The sequence below is a fragment of the Frigoribacterium sp. AC394 genome (assembly GCF_979258095.1).
In genome coordinates this window covers 2,429,062-2,441,572 of record NZ_OZ409834.1, presented here as the reverse complement: position 1 = coordinate 2,441,572, position 12,511 = coordinate 2,429,062, and the positions used below count along the sequence as shown (strand labels likewise).

Here is a 12,511-nt window from a genome sequence, read left to right as displayed (position 1 = left end):
GTCAGACGGCCCGACCCCGATCCGCCTCATCGTCGGCGGACGACGCCGTGGCCGCCCTCGGAGCACCCGCCAGCTCGACGTGCTCGACGTCGGCATCGCCCTCGATCTCGTCGGGGATGACCAGCAGCTCGGAGATGCGTCGGCGGTCCATCACCGTCACCTGCAGGCGCGCGCCGTCGATCTCGACGACGTCGCCCACCCGGGCCAGACGACCCAGGCTCTCGATGACGAACCCGGCGACCGTGTCGGAGGCGCTGTCAGGCAGGTGGATGCCCGTGGCCTCCTCGAAGTCCTGGAAGTTCAGCCGGCCGTCGACCGTGCCGCCGCCGGCGTCGAGGTCCTCCGCCGCCGACTCGGTGTCGTACTCGTCGAAGATCTCACCGACGACCTCCTCGACCAGGTCCTCCAGCGTGACGATGCCGTCGGTTCCGCCGTACTCGTCGATGATGACGGCGATGTGGTGACCGCCCGCCCGCATCGAGGTCAGGGTGGGCAGCACGCGCGCCGTGGCCGGCAGATACGAGATGTCGCGCACGATGTCGCGCACGGGCGTGCTCGGGTCCTTCGTGATCGCCTCGAAGAGGTCGCGCACGTGCACGAACCCGATGATGTCGTCGATGGACCGGTCGATGACGGGGTACCGCGAGTACGGGCGGTCGTGCACCTCGGTGGCGGCGTCGCTGACCGTGCCCGTGCCGTCGACGGCCGTGACCTCGGGGCGCGGACGCATGACCTGGCTGAGCTGACGATGACGCAGCGAGAGCACATCGTCGAGGATGCGCCGTTCGTCGTCGGGCAGACCCTCGTGGCTCGAGACGATGTCGCGCAGCTCCTCCTCCGTCATCTCCTCGCCCGTCTTGTGCGGATCGCCGCCCAGCATCCGGACGACGAGGTTGGTCGAGATCGACAGCAGCCAGATCACCGGGCGCATGAGCACCGCGAAGACCGCGAGCACGGGGGCGACGGCGTACGCGAACGACGCGTTGCGCTGGATGGCCAGGCGCTTCGGGGCCAGCTCGCCGAGCACGAGAGAGAGGTAGGCGATGATCAGCGTGAGGCCGATGGTGGCCACGGTGGCGGCGGCCTGCTCGCCGAGCCCCCACGAGACCAGGACGGGTGTGACCGAAGGCGCGATCGACGACGCGCCGTAGGCGGCCGACGCGAAGCCGGCGACCGTGACGCCGATCTGCACGGCGGCGAGGAACATGTTCGGATCGCGGGCCAGACCCGCGACCTTCTCGCCGCGCTTGCCACGGGCGGCGATGGCGTTGACCTGGCTCTCGCGCAGCGTGACCAGGGCCATCTCGGTGGCCGCGAACACACCTCCGACGAGGACGAAGACGACGACCAGGACGATGTTGAGGACGAGGTCGCCGTTCATCGGGTCGTGATGGCGATCGACCGGGTGGTGCCCGGGGTCTTCCGGGCGCCCGGACTATGGCAGTCGGAAGACGAGGACGATGAGTCTGCTGTGCGCTTCATGGGAGGAGAGTACCGGCTGGAGGCTGCGAAACACCGGCCGCGGGATGCGGACTCCTGCGCGCCTCCTGGAGGCCACGGCGTAGCGTCGAATCATGACCGAGAAGAAGCAGACCGAGCCCGTCATGGACGGCGCCACCGAAGCGACCAACGACGAGAAGCTCAGCGGGCTGATCGAGCAGGTCGAGCAGGACCACGGGCACGAGGGCGCCGGCGCGATGGCCGACCACCTCCGCGATCGCATGGACGAGACGAAGACCGAACCCGAGAACGCGGGCGACATCGAAGACTGACCCCCGAGTTGGGGAGGCGCGCGCACCCTCCGCGCGCACCCGGGCGTTCGCGAACTGGCTAGGGTGCGGACAGGGGGTTCTACCGGCGTCGCGTCGCGGGGCTCCCTCAGCCGGATGTTCCGGCGCCGACGGGGCCTGAGATCACACGGGCCGGTCGGCTGACACGTCGCCGGAGACGGCGCGATCAGGGGGAAGACATGGCCGTTCAGGCATCGACACGGAATCGGATCATCGGGGCGGCGGTGGCGATCGTCGTCGCCGTGATCGTCTCGTTCGGAGTGCGCATGGCGTTCCAGGCGTTCTCCGGCGACTCCAAGGAGGACGTCATCGCCGAGAGCGTCGAGGAGGCGAAGGGGCAGTACGACCTGCCGCAGCAGATCGACCAGGTCACGGTGCTCGACGACATCACCGCCGAGTCCGACGCGATCCACTACCACTACACGCTGGCCGGCGAGGGAGTCGAGAACGTCACGGAGGACCTCCTCTCGGAGTCCGTGCTCCCCCAGCTGTGCGGCACCGAGGCCACCCGCGACATCCTCGATCGCGACATCGGCATGAAGTACACCTACGAGGTCGAGGGCGGCGACGAGCTCGCGCTCGCCTTCACCAAGGCCGACTGCTGAGCGGACGCCCCCGCGGCTGACGCGCGCCGGTGACTCGAACCCACCGGCCACTCGAACCCGCCGACTCCCGCCACGGGGGCTCGGCGGGTTCGTGCTTCCCGGGCGGGCGTCGACCTGGCAGAGTGAGGCGATGACCGATCGTGCCCGCGACGACAGCAGCTCCGCGACCATCGACCTCGACGGCGTCGACGACCTCTTCGGCCGAGCCGAGCGCCGCGACCGGGTGGTGCAGCTGGGCGTCGTGCTCGGGTGCGTCGGTCTCTGCTTCGTGAGGCCCGCCTCCTCGGGGCCCACCCTCCGCGTCGCCTACCACGCGGCCCTCGCCGGGCTGGCGGGCGCGAGCATGGCCAGCGGCCTGACCCGCGAGCCGTTCTCCGACCCGAAGATCGCCGCCGGAGGCGCGGCGGGGGCAGCAGGGGTCGTCCTCGCTCTCGCACGCACCACCGAGGCGCTCGACGAACGCCTGCACGTCTCCCTCGTGCGGGCGGGCATCGACCGGCCGCGCTGGATCATCGCCGCGATGGGCATCGCCGTCGGGGCGGGGTCGCTCGCACTCGACCGTCTCGCCACCGCCCGGCGCCACACCCTCGTCGAGGCCGAGGCCGCCGCGGTGACCGCACCCGCCCACAGCACGTCGACCCCCGGCTGACCCGCGCCGTCCACAGCTCCCCCGCGCAGGCGAGGTGCGCAGTCGGCGAGGCTCGTAGGCTCGACGCATGATGAACTCGATCGGCACGTACTCCATCGTCGTCCTGCTCACCTACGTCGTCGTCCTCGGGTTCGCCGTCGTCCTCGGGGTCCTGCTCGTCCGCACGCTGCTCTGGGTGATCCGGGCCCTGCAATCGTCCGTGCGCGAGCGCGAGCTGCGCATGGACCTGCTCCTCGCCACCGGGGACGACCCGACCGACCCTGCCCACCCGGCCCACCCCGCCGACCCCGCGAAGTGAATCGGACACCGCGTCGTCGCGCGGTGCGCTCGGAGCGAACCCCGCGCCTCCTGGCGACCTCGGCTGACACTCTCGGAGCATGAGGATCCTCGTGCTCGGCGGCACCGCGTGGCTCGGCCGCCACATCGCGTCGACCGCGATCGCCGCCGGCCACGAGGTGACGTGCCTCGCCCGCGGCACGGACGTGCCCGACGGCGCGACGCTCGTCCGTGCCGACCGCGACCGCGACGACGCCCTCGACCGAGCCGCCGGGGCCGACGGCGCCGACGGGGCCGCCGCTCGCTGGGACGCCGTCATCGACGTCGCCCGTGAGCCCGGTCATGTGCGCCGAGCGGTCCGCGCCCTCGAACCGGTCGCCGACCGGTACCTCTTCGTGTCGACGACCAGCGTCTACGCCTCGGACGCCGAACTCGGCGCCGACGAGACGGCCGAGCGCGTCGAGCCGCTCGCCGCCGACCTGATGGACGGCCCCGACGACTACGGCCCCGCGAAGGTCGCCTGCGAAGACGCCGTCCTCGCCTCCTTCGGCCCCGACCGGTCGCTGATCGTCCGCCCGGGTCTGATCGGCGGCCCCGGCGACCCGACCGGCCGCACCGACCACTGGGTCTGGCGGTTCGCGCACCCGGCCCGCGCCTCCTCGGCGCCCGGGGCTCCGGCCGAGCGTCGCGAGCCCGGCGGGTTCAGCGAACCTGGCGAGCGTCGCGAACGCGGCGAACGCGGCGAGCCCGGCGAGGCCAGGGAGCTCGGCGAGCCCGGCGACCCTGGCGACCCCGGCGAGCGCAACGGCCTCGGCGAGCCCGGCATCGTGCTCGCGCCGGAGGCACCCGACCTCCCCACGGCGGTGCTCGACGTGCGCGACCTCGCCGATTGGCTCGTGCGCTGCGTCGAGCAGGGCGCGAACGGGGTGGCGAACGCGCTGGGCGAGGTCGTCTCGTTCGACGAGCATCTCGAGGCCGCGCGCCGGGCTGCGGAGAGCGATGCGGCGATCGTGCGTGCTCCGGCCGAGTGGCTGCTGGCTCGGGGCGTGGGCCAGTGGGCGGGGCCGCGGTCGATGCCGCTCTGGATCGCCGACCCCGCCTGGCACGGGATGAACGCGCGGTCGACCGTCCGGGCGCGGTCTCTGGGGCTGGAGCCGCGCCTCCTCGTCGAGACCCTGCGCGACGCCCTCGACTGGAGGTCTCGACAGATCGACGCCGACACACGGCCGAGCGGGCTGTCGAGCGTCGACCACGCGACCCTGCTCGCCGAGCTCGGCGCCCGCGCGACCTGACCCGCGCCTCCCCCGCCCCGCCGCGGCCCCACGTCGGTCAGAAGACGCCCCTCCGCGCGCCACGAAGGGCCGCTTCCGCCCATCGTGCGGGCCACCCCCGACCCCCACGGCCCACGTCGGTCAGAAGACGCCCCTCCGAACCCCACGAAGAGCCACTTCCGCCCACCCTGCACGCTGGCCCCAGCGCCCCAGCCCCCACGGCCCACGGTGGTCAGAAGACGCCCCTCCGAACCCCACGAAGGGCCACTTCCGCCCACCCTGAACGCCACCCCCAGCCTCGCCCGACGGAGGCGCCCCGCCCGCCCGGCCAGCCCGCCGCCGACTGAACACGACACCCCAGTACTGGTGGGGTTCCGTTCACATCGCCGAGTCGAGCCGTCGTCGGCGGTAGATTCGCGCCATGGACGACATCGATCGCGAGGAGCTGGCACGAGCCGAAGCCGAGGTCGCCGCCCTCCCGTCGCGTGAGCCGATCGTCCCCAGCCCGGCCTCGCTCGAGGGGACGGCGCGGGGTCGACTCCTCTCGATCGCCGCCCTCGTGCTCTGCCTCGTGACCGCCGTATCCGAGACCGCCTGGCTCGGTTGGGACAGCCCGGTCGCCCATGTCGCCTGGCTGGCACTCGGGGTGCTGCTGCCTGCGAGCATCGTGCTCGCGATCCTGGCAGGATCGCTCGCCGGGCGCTTCGGCAGGACACTCGGCATCATCGGCGGAGTCTGCCTCGTCCCACCCGTCTCGTTCATCGTCGCGTCGCCCTTGGCGGTCGTCCTCGGCTGACCCGCTGCGCCGCTGACCCGCGAGCAGGGTTTGACCTCACCCGCCGACGTCGGTCAGAAGACGCCCCTCCGCGCGCAACGAAGGGCCGCTTCCGCCCACCCTGCACGCCACCCCCGGCCCCCACCGCCCACGTCGGTCAGAAGACGCCCCTCCGCACCCCACGAAGGGCCGCTTCCGCCCACCGTGCAGCGCAGGCGCCCCGTCCCCGGGCGCGCGCGGCGCTCAGACTCGCGCCGCGAGCACGTCGGCCGCCGCCGCCCGCGCCACGGCGAACGGCGAAGCGAACGTCCGCATGCCGAGGGTGACGAGTCCGCCCTCGTGCAGCAGCATGAGCACCCGCGCCGTGCCCTCGGCGTCGTGCACCCCCGCCTCGCGGCACAGCGCGACGAACAGCTCGAGCATCCACGCCTTCTGCCGCACCACCTCGGGCAGGGCGAGCTCGATGTCGCTCTCGCCGCCCCCGACCCCCATCTCGGCGCGGGCGTTGATCGCGCTGCAGCCCTTCCGGTCGTTGTCGGGCACCCACAGGATCGTGGCGTCGAAGACGGCCAGCACCCGGTCGACGCCGGGCTCGGGCACGAGGGCGAGCTGCGCGGCGATGTGCTCGCGCCATCTCTCGTCGCGATGCCGCAGGTACGAGACGACCAGCGCCTCCTTCGATCCGAACCGGTCGTACAGGGTCTTCTTCGTGACACCGGCCTCGGCGGCGATCGTGTCGACGCCGACCGCGTGGATGCCGCGTTCGTAGAAGAGGCGCGAGGCGGCGTCCAGCACACGGCGGGCTCCGGGCGTCAACTCGGGCAGCGGGGGCAGCCCGGCGGGCGGGTCGGCGAGCAGGAGGCGCGAGGTCGTTCCGGATTCGGTCACCCACTCAGTCTACCGATCTGTATAGTCGACGGCATGAGTAAACAGATCGGTGTAGTCGGTGAGGTCGTGACCGTGCTGGCCTCCTTCGCGTTCGTCGCCTCGTGGAGCTCCGGCTTCGTGATCGCCAAGATCGCCACCGCCGACGTGCCCGCCGCGACCCTGCTCGTCTGGCGGTTCGGTCCGCTGGCGGTCGTGCTGCTCGCCGTGGCGTCCGCGACCGGCGCCTTCCGCGGGGTCCCCCGCGTCGAGCTGCGCCGACAGGCCCTGATCGGCCTCTTCGCCCAGTTCGGCTACTGCGCCTTCGTCTACGCCGCCGTCGGCTCGGGCATCGCCACCGGCACCACGGCGCTGATCGACGCCGTGCAGCCGCTCGTGGTCGCGACGCTCGTCGGGCCGCTGCTCGGTCTGCGCGTGCGGGGGGCCCAGTGGGCGGGCCTGGCGCTCGGCGCGGTCGGCGTGGCGGCCGTCGTCGGCTCGCAGCTCGGCGGCTCGACGGCCCCCGCGGCGGCGTATCTGCTGCCCGCACTGGCCATGGCGTGCCTCATCGTCGGCACGTTCGTCGAGCGCCGGTCGGAGGCGCGCCTCCCCGTGCTCACGGTCATGACCATCCACGTGTCCGTCGGCGCGGCCGCCCTGATCGTCCTCGCCGCCGCGACGGGTGCACTCGTGCCGCCGGCCGACCCGCAGTTCTGGCTGGCAGCACTGCTGTCGGCGGCCCTGCCGAGCCTCGTCGCCTACAGCCTCTACTGGTGGCTGCTGCGCCGGGTCGGCATCACGGCGCTGAACGCGCTGCTCTTCCTGGTCGCACCGACGACCGCTCTCGCGGGCACGGCGATATTCGGCGAGCCCCTGACCGGCTGGACGATCGTCGGGTTCGTGCTGTGCGCCTCCGGAGTCGCCCTGGTGCTGATCTTCGACCGCGCCCACCGCCCGGTCGCCACCGCCGCGAAGAAAATCAACGCGCAGGTGAACGATCCGCTCCTCGCCGTCGTAAGCCCCTCCACAAGCGTCGTCCGACCGGATCACGCCCCGCGAGAGGCAGAGGAAGCATGTCGAAGATGAACCGTTCCGTCCGCACCCTGACCATCGGAGGCGCTGCCGCGGCCGCCCTCACCCTGTTCGCCGCCGCTCCGGCGAGCGCCGAGACCGAGGTCGCCGAGCCCTCGAGCTTCACCAGCGCCTTCACGGTGATGGCCACACCCGACCAGGTGATCAACAACGACGGCGTGGCGACGCCCGGCCAGGAGGGCGCCACCGGCACCTTCGACTTCCGCATCAACAGCGATCAGAACATCATCTGCTACGACATCACGCTCTCGGGCGTGACGGGCGACTACATGAGCCCGGCCAAGACCGCGACGCACATCCACGAGGCCGCCGCGGGCAAGTCCGGCCCGCCCCGCATCTCGTTCCCGAACCCCGTCGACGACGGCTCGGGCGAGCGCACCAGCAGCGGCTGCCTGCAGGGCCCGTTCACCACGGGCGTGACGAGCGATGCGGGCGCCGACACCGGCGAGGGCTTCACGCTCGCGCAGATCGAGGCGAACCCCGCCGGCTTCACGGGCGACTCGCACACGGCCGACTTCGCGGCGGGTGTCGTCCGCGGCCAGCTGACCCAGGTGCCGGTCGGCGGAGTCGACACGGGTGCAGGAGGCGCGGCGAACGCCTCCACCGGCGACTCGGCCCTGATCGGCGCCGGCGCGTTCGGCGCCCTCGGACTGCTCGGTGCGGCCGGCGTGCTCGTCGCGCGTCGCCACCGCCGCCAGGAGTCCTGATCTCCCGCGGTCGCCACACGACGGGTGCGCTGCGTGAGCGGCGCACCCGTCGGGCGGCCGCGCCTCTGGTCGTCTCGGCGGCCGCGGTGGTCGCCCTCGTGCTGACCGGCTGCGCGCCCGGTTCAGGAGGCGCGCCCGCCACCCCGACGGAGGTCGCCGCCCCCACGGGGTCGGGTCCGACGGCGGAGCCGAGCGCGCCTCCTGCCGGGTCCGCCGCTCCATCGGCCGCACCGACCCCGGCGGAGTCGCCGGCGATCGCCGACGGGGTCGCCCCGATCAGGGTGTCGGTTCCGTCGATCGAGCTGGACGAGCCCCTCATCGACCTCGGCATCGCCGCCGACGGACGCATGGAGGTCCCGACGGACTTCGACGACGTGGGCTGGTTCACCGGAGGCGGTCGTCCCGGCGGGAGGGGACCGACCGTCATCGCGGCGCACGTCGACTCGACCACGGGGCCGGCGGTGTTCGCGCGACTGTCGGAGGTCGTGGTGGGCGACGAGGTCGAGGTGCTCGACGCCGACGGCACGCCCGCCCGCTACGCCGTGACCGAGGTCGAGGACTTCGCCAAGGCGGACTTCCCCACGGCCAGGGTCTTCGGCGCGACGGCCGACGACTCGCTGCGCCTCATCACCTGCGGCGGATTCTTCGACCGGAGCGTCGGGCACTACGACGACAACCGCGTCGTCTTCGCCGAGCGCGTGTCGTAGGCACTGGCCCCTGCCGATCGAGTGGTCGGAAGATGCTCTTCCCCGCCGAGGGAAGGACATCTTCCGACCACTCGACGCGGGGCCTTGCCGCGAATCGGCGCACGGTGGTCGCTTCGCGCCCTTCCCGCCACCCCGGAGGGCACCTTCTGACCACCGACGCCGGGCCCAGCCACGCCGCGGCGCACGGTGGTCGCTTCGTGCCCTTGCCACCGCCCCCCAAGGGCATCTTCTGCCCACCGACGCGGGGCCTTGCCGCGAATCGGCGCACGGTGGTCGCTTCGCGCCCTTCCCGCCGCCCCCGAGGGCATCTTCTGACCAACGACTCGGGGCCCTTCCGGTACGCACACGAGGGCTGGTAAGCTTCACTTCGACGCAGATGCGGAGTTATGCTGGGTCTCATGGCTCAGATACGGATCCGCGACGCCGCGTCCTTCCTCGGCGTCAGCGACGACACCGTCCGCCGGTGGATCGCCGACGGCACCCTCGTCGGCGAGCGCGACGCCTCGTCGCGCACCGTCGTCGACGGGCTCGCCCTGGCTCGACTCGCGCGTGAGAACGCCGTGCTGCCCGACGACCCCTCGGGCATCGGCCGGTCGGCGCGCAACCGCTTCGTCGGGCTCGTGACCGACATCGTGATGGACACCGTCATGGCGCAGGTCGAGATCCAGTGCGGCCCGCATCGCGTCGTCTCGTTGATGAGCAGCGAGGCGGTGCGCGAACTCGGTCTCGAGCTCGGATCGGTGGCGGTCGCCGTGGTGAAGGCCACGACCGTGATCGTCGAGACGCCTCAGCGACCGGTGGGCGCATGAGCACCCCCGCGGCCCGGGGTGCCGGCGGTCCCCCTCGCTCGGGGCGCAGCCTCCGCACCCGCCGCACCCACCGCGCCCGCCGCGTCGGGGTGCTCGGCACCGTCGCGCTGACACTCGTCGTGCTGACCGCGTGCGGGGCATCCGGCGGCGATCCGACCTCGGCGTCAGGATCATCGGGCGGCGACGAGCTGTCGGGCAGCGTCACGGTCTTCGCCGCCGCATCGCTCACGGGCTCGTTCACCGACCTGGCCGCCGACTTCGAGGCAGCGCATCCGGGGGTGTCGGTCGATCTGAACCTCGCGGGCTCGTCGGATCTCGCCACGCAGATCGTCGAGGGGGCGCCCGCCGACGTCTTCGCCTCGGCCGACACGAAGAACATGAGCACGGTGGTCGATGCGGGCCTGGCGGACGGCGACCCGGTCGACTTCGCGACGAACGTGCTCGAGATCGCCGTGCCTCCGGGTGATCCCGCCGGTGTGCGCGACCTCGCCGATCTCGCCGACCCCGATCTGAAGGTCGTCGTCTGCGCCCCCGCCGTGCCCTGCGGCGCGGCGACGGTCGCCGTCACGGAGGCGGCGGGGGTCGAGCTGACCCCGGTCAGCGAGGAGTCGTCCGTCACCGACGTGCTCGGCAAGGTCACCTCGGGCGAGGCCGACGCGGGGCTGGTCTACGTGACCGACATCGCCGCCGCGGGCGACGCCGTCGAGGGCGTCCCCTTCGACGAGTCGGCCGAGGCCGTCAACACGTACCCGATCGTGGCGCTCACAGACTCCCGCGAGTCGGATGCGGCGCAGGCGTTCGTCGACTACGTGGCCGGGCCGGACGGCCGATCGGTGCTCTCGGCGGCCGGATTCGGGTCGCCGTGACGAGGCGCGGGCCCGCCGACCGCGCACCCGCCCTCGGGATCCCGGTGGGCGTGCTGATCGTGGCCGCCGTGGGCGCCGCATTCGTGGTGCTGCCCCTCGCGGCGATGGTGCTGCGGGTGGACTGGCCCCGCTTCATCCCGCTCGTCACATCGGAGTCGTCGCTGTCGGCGCTCCTCCTCAGCCTCCGCACCTCCGTCGCCGCGACCGCTCTCTGCGTCGTCTTCGGCGTGCCGATGGCCGTCGTGCTGGCACGGGCGAGATTCCGCGGTCAGCAGCTGCTGCGCGCTCTCGTGCTGCTGCCGCTCGTCCTCCCGCCCGTGGTGGGCGGCATCGCGCTGCTCTACACCTTCGGCCGGCGCGGGCTGCTCGGCGGGGTGCTCGACGTGCTGGGCGTCGAGATCGCGTTCTCGACGACGGCGGTCGTCCTGGCGCAGACCTTCGTCGCCCTGCCGTTCCTCGTGCTCAGCCTCGAGGGCGCCCTGCGCACCGTCGGCACGCGGTACGAGGTCGTGGCCGCGACCCTCGGCGCCCGACCGACCACCGCGCTGCGCCGCATCACGCTGCCTCTCGTGCTGCCCGCGGTCATCTCGGGCGCCGTGCTGTCGTTCGCCCGGGCCCTCGGCGAGTTCGGCGCGACGCTGACCTTCGCCGGGAGCCTGCAGGGCACGACCCGAACCCTCCCGCTCGAGATCTACCTGCAGCGCGAGACCGACCCCGACACGGCCGTCGCCCTCTCGCTCGTGCTGGTCGTCGTCGCCGTCGTGATCGTCGCGGTCGCGCACCGGGTCGGCGGGTTCGCGCCCACCCGCGGGGCGGCGCCCCCGGCCCGCCCGTCGACGGACGCTCCCGACCGTGCCGACGACGGCCTGCGAGCGGATCGCGTTCCGCTCCGCACCTCCTCTCCCACCGCGCCTGCGCGTCGTCTCGACGTGACCCTCCGGGTCGACGAGCGCGACGTCGACCTCCACCTCGTCGTCGAGCCGGGCGAGACGGTAGCGGTGCTCGGCCCGAACGGCGCGGGCAAGTCGACGCTGCTCGGCGCCGTCGCCGGGCTCGTGCGACCCGATGCCGGTCGGATCGCCCTCGACGACTCCGTGCTCGCCGAGGCGGGTCGCGACCGGGGCGACGCCTCGTCGTGGCTCGCACCGCACCTCCGCGGGGTCTCCCTCCTGGCGCAGGAGCCGCTGCTCTTCCCGCACCTGACCGTCCTCGAGAACGTGGCGTTCGGCCCGCGCAGTGCGGGCCGCCCGGCCGACGAGGCACGCCGCTCGGCCCGGCGCCGGCTCGACGACGTCGGGGTGCTCGATCTCGCGGGTCGCAATCCGGCCGAGCTGTCGGGCGGTCAGGCCCAGCGGGTCGCCATCGCCCGGGCGCTCGCGTCGGAGCCGGGCGTCCTGCTGCTCGACGAGCCCCTGGCGGCGCTCGACGTGGTCGTGACGCCCGCCCTGCGTCGGACCCTGCGGCGCGTGCTCGCCGACCGCACCGTGATGATCGTCACGCACGACGCGCTCGACGCCTACACGCTCGCGGATCGAGTCGTCCTCGTCGAAGGCGGCCGCATCGTCGACGAGGGGACGCCGACCGAGGTCTTCGACCGTCCGCGCACGCGCTTCGCCGCACGTCTCGCCGGCGTCAACCTCGTCACCGGGGTCGTCGACCGGGGCGCGGTGCGGGTCGATGACGACACGCGCCTCGGCGTCGGCAGCGGCTCAGGAGCCGACCGTCTCATGACCGAAGGAGGCGCGGTGTCGTTCGCCGTGCCTCCTGCCCTGGTCACCGTGTCGTTCGATCGGCCCGACGACGCCTCGCGAGAATGCGTCCGGGGCGAGCTGCTCGACCTCGAACCGCGGGGCGACGTCGTCCGGCTGCGGGGCGCGCTGCTGTCGGCCGACCTCAGCCCGAGGCGGGCCGCCGAGCTCGACGACCGCGTCGGGCACCCCGTCTGGTTCTCGTTCGACCGCGCGGCCGCCGAGGTCTACTCCGCCGATCGCCGCTGAGCACGCGCCCCGGCCCCGACCCCGACCAACAGCGCTAGCACGCCGACAGGCGGGCCCGAGACCGGAAGCCCGCCCCCGTTGCCAACCCCTCGCGACCTCATGG

Annotated in this window: 14 protein-coding genes and 1 pseudogene; 13 read left to right on the top strand and 2 right to left on the bottom strand. The window is 73.0% G+C overall.

The window, feature by feature from the left end; genetic code table 11:
* Position 1 precedes the first annotated feature (1 nt).
* The gene (locus ACZZY9_RS11350) at positions 2 to 1,381 is read right to left on the bottom strand and encodes a hemolysin family protein (RefSeq protein WP_463464134.1); all 1,380 of its coding nucleotides are present in this window, start codon (positions 1,379 to 1,381) and stop codon (positions 2 to 4) included.
* Positions 1,382 to 1,574: 193 nt separating this feature from the next.
* Between ACZZY9_RS11350 and ACZZY9_RS11345 the strand changes: the two genes are divergently transcribed.
* The 6 genes from ACZZY9_RS11345 to ACZZY9_RS11320 all read left to right on the top strand — a co-directional run bounded on the left by ACZZY9_RS11345 (position 1,575) and on the right by ACZZY9_RS11320 (position 5,387).
* Positions 1,575 to 1,772 carry a hypothetical protein gene (locus tag ACZZY9_RS11345; RefSeq protein ID WP_463464133.1) on the top strand — a complete coding sequence of 66 codons (198 nt, stop codon included), beginning with the start codon at positions 1,575 to 1,577 and terminating at the stop codon, positions 1,770 to 1,772.
* 197 nt (positions 1,773 to 1,969) lie between these two features.
* A complete protein-coding gene (locus tag ACZZY9_RS11340) occupies positions 1,970 to 2,395 on the top strand; it encodes a hypothetical protein (protein ID WP_192061390.1) in 426 nt (141 codons plus the stop codon).
* Between the two features lie 130 nt (positions 2,396 to 2,525).
* Positions 2,526 to 3,044 (top strand): hypothetical protein, encoded by a 519-nt coding sequence (locus tag ACZZY9_RS11335; protein WP_463464132.1) that lies wholly within the window; start codon positions 2,526 to 2,528, stop codon positions 3,042 to 3,044.
* Positions 3,045 to 3,111: 67 nt separating this feature from the next.
* Entirely contained in the window at positions 3,112 to 3,342 is a 231-nt protein-coding gene (locus ACZZY9_RS11330; protein WP_463464131.1) for a hypothetical protein, read from the top strand.
* Positions 3,343 to 3,421: 79 nt separating this feature from the next.
* Complete coding sequence (locus tag ACZZY9_RS11325) at positions 3,422 to 4,612, top strand: NAD-dependent epimerase/dehydratase family protein (RefSeq protein WP_463464130.1); 1,191 nt, start codon at positions 3,422 to 3,424, stop codon at positions 4,610 to 4,612.
* A gap of 400 nt (positions 4,613 to 5,012) precedes the next feature.
* A complete protein-coding gene (locus ACZZY9_RS11320) occupies positions 5,013 to 5,387 on the top strand; it encodes a hypothetical protein (RefSeq protein WP_463464129.1) in 375 nt (124 codons plus the stop codon).
* 222 nt (positions 5,388 to 5,609) lie between these two features.
* Here the strand turns inward: ACZZY9_RS11320 and ACZZY9_RS11315 are convergent, their stop codons facing one another.
* Positions 5,610 to 6,254: a TetR/AcrR family transcriptional regulator gene (locus ACZZY9_RS11315; RefSeq protein WP_463464128.1), complete on the bottom strand. Its 645-nt coding sequence runs from the start codon at positions 6,252 to 6,254 to the stop codon at positions 5,610 to 5,612.
* A gap of 33 nt (positions 6,255 to 6,287) precedes the next feature.
* On the opposite strand from ACZZY9_RS11315, the gene ACZZY9_RS11310 reads away from it, so the two are divergent.
* From ACZZY9_RS11310 to ACZZY9_RS11280, 7 genes and pseudogenes are all read left to right on the top strand, one after another.
* Positions 6,288 to 7,316 (top strand): DMT family transporter, encoded by a 1,029-nt coding sequence (locus tag ACZZY9_RS11310; protein ID WP_463464127.1) that lies wholly within the window; start codon positions 6,288 to 6,290, stop codon positions 7,314 to 7,316.
* Positions 7,313 to 8,029: a CHRD domain-containing protein gene (locus ACZZY9_RS11305; RefSeq protein ID WP_463464126.1), complete on the top strand. Its 717-nt coding sequence runs from the start codon at positions 7,313 to 7,315 to the stop codon at positions 8,027 to 8,029. Before ACZZY9_RS11310 ends, ACZZY9_RS11305 begins: the two co-directional genes overlap by 4 nt.
* An 86-nt stretch (positions 8,030 to 8,115) precedes the next feature.
* Positions 8,116 to 8,736 (top strand): class F sortase, encoded by a 621-nt coding sequence (locus ACZZY9_RS11300; protein WP_463464125.1) that lies wholly within the window; start codon positions 8,116 to 8,118, stop codon positions 8,734 to 8,736.
* A gap of 398 nt (positions 8,737 to 9,134) precedes the next feature.
* Positions 9,135 to 9,545, top strand: a complete 411-nt coding sequence (locus ACZZY9_RS11295) for a TOBE domain-containing protein (RefSeq protein ID WP_192061384.1) — start codon at positions 9,135 to 9,137, stop codon at positions 9,543 to 9,545.
* Positions 9,542 to 10,411 carry a molybdate ABC transporter substrate-binding protein gene (gene modA, locus ACZZY9_RS11290; protein WP_463464124.1) on the top strand — a complete coding sequence of 290 codons (870 nt, stop codon included), beginning with the start codon at positions 9,542 to 9,544 and terminating at the stop codon, positions 10,409 to 10,411. The genes ACZZY9_RS11295 and modA overlap by 4 nt, the downstream gene beginning before the upstream one ends.
* Before the next feature lie 38 nt (positions 10,412 to 10,449).
* Positions 10,450 to 11,193 (top strand): annotated as a pseudogene (locus ACZZY9_RS11285) (ABC transporter permease); the annotation flags it as partial.
* Complete coding sequence (locus ACZZY9_RS11280) at positions 11,173 to 12,408, top strand: sulfate/molybdate ABC transporter ATP-binding protein (RefSeq protein ID WP_463464670.1); 1,236 nt, start codon at positions 11,173 to 11,175, stop codon at positions 12,406 to 12,408. The pseudogene ACZZY9_RS11285 and the gene ACZZY9_RS11280, both read left to right, overlap by 21 nt.
* The last annotated feature ends 103 nt before the right edge of the window (positions 12,409 to 12,511 follow it).

Coding starts and splice junctions, on each gene's coding strand:
- ACZZY9_RS11345 (WP_463464133.1), top strand. CDS start 1,575: ATGACCGAGAAGAAGCAGACCGAGCCCGTCATGGACGGCGCCACCGAA.
- ACZZY9_RS11320 (WP_463464129.1), top strand. CDS start 5,013: ATGGACGACATCGATCGCGAGGAGCTGGCACGAGCCGAAGCCGAGGTC.
- ACZZY9_RS11325 (WP_463464130.1), top strand. CDS start 3,422: ATGAGGATCCTCGTGCTCGGCGGCACCGCGTGGCTCGGCCGCCACATC.
- ACZZY9_RS11340 (WP_192061390.1), top strand. CDS start 1,970: ATGGCCGTTCAGGCATCGACACGGAATCGGATCATCGGGGCGGCGGTG.
- ACZZY9_RS11350 (WP_463464134.1), bottom strand. CDS start 1,381: ATGAACGGCGACCTCGTCCTCAACATCGTCCTGGTCGTCGTCTTCGTC.
- ACZZY9_RS11335 (WP_463464132.1), top strand. CDS start 2,526: ATGACCGATCGTGCCCGCGACGACAGCAGCTCCGCGACCATCGACCTC.
- ACZZY9_RS11330 (WP_463464131.1), top strand. CDS start 3,112: ATGATGAACTCGATCGGCACGTACTCCATCGTCGTCCTGCTCACCTAC.
- ACZZY9_RS11305 (WP_463464126.1), top strand. CDS start 7,313: ATGAACCGTTCCGTCCGCACCCTGACCATCGGAGGCGCTGCCGCGGCC.
- ACZZY9_RS11295 (WP_192061384.1), top strand. CDS start 9,135: ATGGCTCAGATACGGATCCGCGACGCCGCGTCCTTCCTCGGCGTCAGC.
- modA (WP_463464124.1), top strand. CDS start 9,542: ATGAGCACCCCCGCGGCCCGGGGTGCCGGCGGTCCCCCTCGCTCGGGG.
- ACZZY9_RS11310 (WP_463464127.1), top strand. CDS start 6,288: ATGAGTAAACAGATCGGTGTAGTCGGTGAGGTCGTGACCGTGCTGGCC.